This window comes from Streptomyces sp. NPDC058459 (assembly GCF_042721685.1).
Taxonomy (GTDB): domain Bacteria; phylum Actinomycetota; class Actinomycetes; order Streptomycetales; family Streptomycetaceae; genus Streptomyces.
The window spans coordinates 4135-8106 of the sequence record NZ_JBHXLV010000262.1; the positions used below are offsets into that span (position 1 = coordinate 4135).

General features: G+C 76.4%; 2 protein-coding genes. Both read right to left on the bottom strand.

Features of this window, described 5'->3' with window-relative positions; translation table 11 throughout:
• On the bottom strand, nucleotides 1–1448 hold a 1448-nt coding region (locus ACFWN1_RS29905), incomplete at its 3' end, for a type I polyketide synthase (RefSeq protein WP_384368744.1).
• Nucleotides 1449–1542: 94 nt separating this feature from the next.
• On the bottom strand, nucleotides 1543–3972 hold a 2430-nt coding region (locus tag ACFWN1_RS29910), incomplete at its 5' end, for an SDR family NAD(P)-dependent oxidoreductase (RefSeq protein ID WP_384368747.1).

Below are 3972 nucleotides of genomic sequence, written 5' to 3' on the forward strand. Positions count from 1 at the left end.
GACAGCAGCCACGGCGACACGCCGGCCGGCGCGGCGGCGGGCACCGCTTCCGCGGGCTCCTCCTCCCCCTGCTCCAGGACGACGTGCGCGTTCGTGCCGCTGATGCCGAACGACGACACCCCCGCCCGGCGGGGCCGGTCGGCCTCGGGCCAGGGGATCTCGTCCGAGAGGAGTTCGACGGCGCCGGCCGACCAGTCGACGTGCGGCGACGGCTCGTCCACGTGCAGCGTCCTCGGCAGGACACCGTGCCGCATCGCCTCGATCATCTTGATGATGCCGCCGACGCCCGCCGCCGCCTGCGTGTGGCCGATGTTCGACTTGAGCGAGCCCAGCCACAGCGGCCGGTCGTCCGGCCGGTCCTGGCCGTAGGTCGCCAGGAGGGCCTGGGCCTCGATCGGGTCGCCGAGGCGGGTACCGGTGCCGTGGGCCTCGACGGCGTCCACGTCGGAGGTGGTCAGACCGGCGTCCGCGAGGGCCTGCCGGATCACCCGCTGCTGCGAGGGGCCGTTCGGGGCCGACAGCTGGCCGCTCGTCCCGTCCTGGTTGACGGCGGAGCCGCGCACCACGGCGAGGACCTGGTGGCCGTTGCGACGGGCGTCCGACAGGCGCTCCACGAGCAGCAGGCCGACGCCCTCGCCCCAGCCCGTGCCGTCCGCCGCCGCCGCGAACGCCTTGCAGCGCCCGTCGGCCGACAGGCCGCGCTGGCGGCTGAACTCGACGAACAGGCCCGGCGTCGCGATGACCGTGGCGCCGCCCGCGAGCGCGAGGTCGCACTCGCCGTTGCGGAGCGCCTGCACCGCCAGGTGGAGGGCGACGAGCGAGGAGGAGCAGGCCGTGTCGACCGTGACCGCCGGGCCCTCCAGACCGAAGGTGTACGACAGGCGGCCGGAGGCGATGGAACCGGCGCTGCCCGTCCCGATGTACCCCTCCAGACCGTCCGGTGCCTTCCGGATCCGGCCGCCGTAGTCCCCGTACATGACGCCGGCGAAGACGCCGGTCCGGCTGCCGCGCAGGGTCCGGGCGTCGATGCCGGCCCGCTCGAAGGTCTCCCAGGCGGTCTCCAGGAGCAGCCGCTGCTGGGGGTCGACCGCCAGCGCCTCCCGCGGGCTGATGCCGAAGAAGGCCGGGTCGAAGCGGTCGGCGTCGTGCAGGAAGCCGCCCTCACGGGCGTAGGTCCTGCCGGTCCGCTCCGGGTCCGGGTCGTACAGTCCGGCCGTGTCCCAGCCCCGGTTCTCGGGGAAGGGCGAGATGGCGTCCGTGCCCGACGACACGACCTGCCACAGGTCCTCCGGGGAGCGCACCCCGCCCGGGTAGCGGCACGCCATGCCGACGACGGCGATCGGCTCGTGCCGCTCGGCCTCGGCCCGGCTCAGCTGCTCCCGCGTCTGGAGCAGGTCCGCGGTCACCCGCCTGAGGTAGTCGCGGAGCTTGTCCTCGTTGTTCGTCATGCGACGTCAACTCTCCTCTTCGGTCCGGTGATCGGGGTGCCTGAAGTGCCTGACGCGCGGGAACCGCGGGATGTCCTGGTGGAGGGAGTCACCGTCACTCCGGTCCGGTGCCGCCGTCGATGAGCCGGAACAGCTCGTCGTCGGTGGCGTCGTCCAGGAGCGCGGCGGCCGAAGTCTCGGCGGGCGCCGGGCCGGAACCGGCAGCGGTGGTCACCCGCCCGGGGCTGAGCCGGGCCAGGACGGCCGCCAGCCGGTCGGCGACGCGTTCGCGCGCCTCCGGGCTGAGCCCGTCCGGTCCGTCCCCGGTCCCGTCGGCGCCGAAGGACGCCTCCAGTTCCGCGATGCGCGCCAGGGCCGCGGCAGCGCCGCCGGGCAGGTGCGGTGCCAGTTCGGCCAGCAGGTGCGTGGCGAGGACGGCGGCCGTCGGGTGGTCGAAGAGCACGGTGGTGGGCAGCCGCAGCCCGGTCTCGCTGCCGAGCCGGTTGCGCAGCTCGACGGCCGTGAGCGAGTCGAAGCCCAGGTCGAGCAGGCCCCGGTCGACGGGCACCGGGTGGTGCGGCGGGTGGCCCAGCACGTCCGCGACCGTGGCGCGGACGAGGTCGAGGGCGATCCGGGGCCGGTCCGCCGCGGCTGCCTCCGCGAGCTTGCGGAGCCACGGAGGGGTGCCGTTCCCGGTCGCGCCGGCATCCGTCGCCGGGCCCTGCCCGGACGCAGGCCGCGAGGCGCCGGTCCAGGGGACCAGGCCGCGCAGGACCGCGGGGAGCCCGGCCGGGTCGCCGACGCGCCGCAGCGCCGCGGTGTCGATCCTGGCCGGGACGGCGACCGCCGGACCGGTGCGGAGCGCCGCGTCGAAGAGGCGCAGCCCCTCGTCCGTGCCCAGCGGGGCGATGCCGGAGCGGGCGATGCGGGCGAGGTCGGCGGCGCCGAGCGCCCCGCCCATGCCGGCCTCGGTGTCCCACAGCCCCCAGGCCAGCGAGACGGCGGGCAGGCCCTGGGCCCTCCGGTACTGGGCGAGCGCGTCCAGGGAGGCGTTCGCGGCGGCGTAGTTGGCCTGACCGGGGTTGCCGATCAGTCCGGCGACCGAGGAGAAGAGGACGAATGCGTCGAGTTCCAGGCCGAGTTCGACGGCCGCCTCGTGGAGCAGTCGGGCCGCGTCCGCCTTCGGCCGCAGCACGTCCGCCAGGTCCGTCTCCGTGAGCGAGCCGAGCGTGCCGTCCCGGGTGACCCCGGCGGCGTGGACGACGGCGGTGACCGGATGGGCGTCGGGGACGCCGGTGAGGAGGGCGCGGACGGTGTCGGGGTCGGCGGTGTCGGCGGCGGTCAGGGTCACCTCGGCTCCCAGGTCCTCCAGTCGGGCTAGGAGCCCGGCGGCCCCGGGCGCGTCGGGACCGCGCCTGCTGGTGAGCAGGAGGTGCCGGACGCCGTGGGCGGTGACGAGGTGTTCGGCGAGGAGACCGCCGAGCGCGCCGGTGGCGCCGGTCAGCAGGACGGTGCCCTCGGTCCGGGTGAGGGGTCCGTCCGCGTCCGTGGCTTCCGGCGGCGTCACGACCGCCAGCCTCGGTACAGACACGCTTCCCTCCCGCAGGGCGAGTTGGGGCTCGCCCGTGGCGAGGACACGTCCGAGCGCCGCCGTCGAGGACTCGCTCCCGTCCGTGTCCACCAGCACGAACCGCCCGGGGTGCTCGCCCTGCGCCGTGCGCACGAGCCCCCACAGCGCCGCCTCGGCGAATCCGGAGACAGGGTCCGACTCCCGTACCGACAGCGCGTGTTCGGTGACCACGGTCAGCGTCGACCGGAACTCCTCGCCGTCCTCGGCCGACCATTCCCTCAGAACGGACAGCAGCTCCCACGGGGTGGTGTCCGGGCCCGCCGTGAAGACGGTGTACGGGGCCGGGGTCGCGGGGCTCGTCCCGTACGGCGTCCACGGCGCGGCCGGCGCCGCCGGGGCCGGCAGCGGCACCCAGTCCACCCGGTGCAGGGTGCTTCCGGAGCGGCTCCCGGCCGTGGACCCCGCCAGGATCCGGGCCGGGTCCGCCTCCCGTACGACCAGCTCCGCCACGGAGAGCACCGGTCGGCCGGACCCGTCCGCGAGGAGGAGCGAGGTCCGGTCCCGGTCGTCCGCGCCGGCCGGGTCCTTCGGGGTGAGCGCGACCCGGAGCGGGCCGGCCGGCGGCGTACCGTCGCCGTGGACCCGTACGCCCGCCCAGGAGAACGGAACCCGCAGCCCGCCGGAACCGCCCGTGCCCTCCAGCGCCAGCGGGTGCAGCGCCGCGTCGAGCGAGGCCGGGGCCACCGGGGCGCCGTGGCCCGCGGCAGGGACGCCCTCGGCGGGCGCGACCTCCGCGAACCAGGCGCCGTCGGCGCCGCGCCAGACGGCGCGCAGGCCCTGGAAGGCGGGCCCGTAGGCGTAGCCGAGGCGGGCCAGATCCTCGTAGGCGGACGAGACGTCGACCGGCTCGGCTCCGGGCGGCGGCCACGCGGTCAGCGGGGCCGGCGGCTCCGGGGTCTCCTCCTGGGCCAGGAC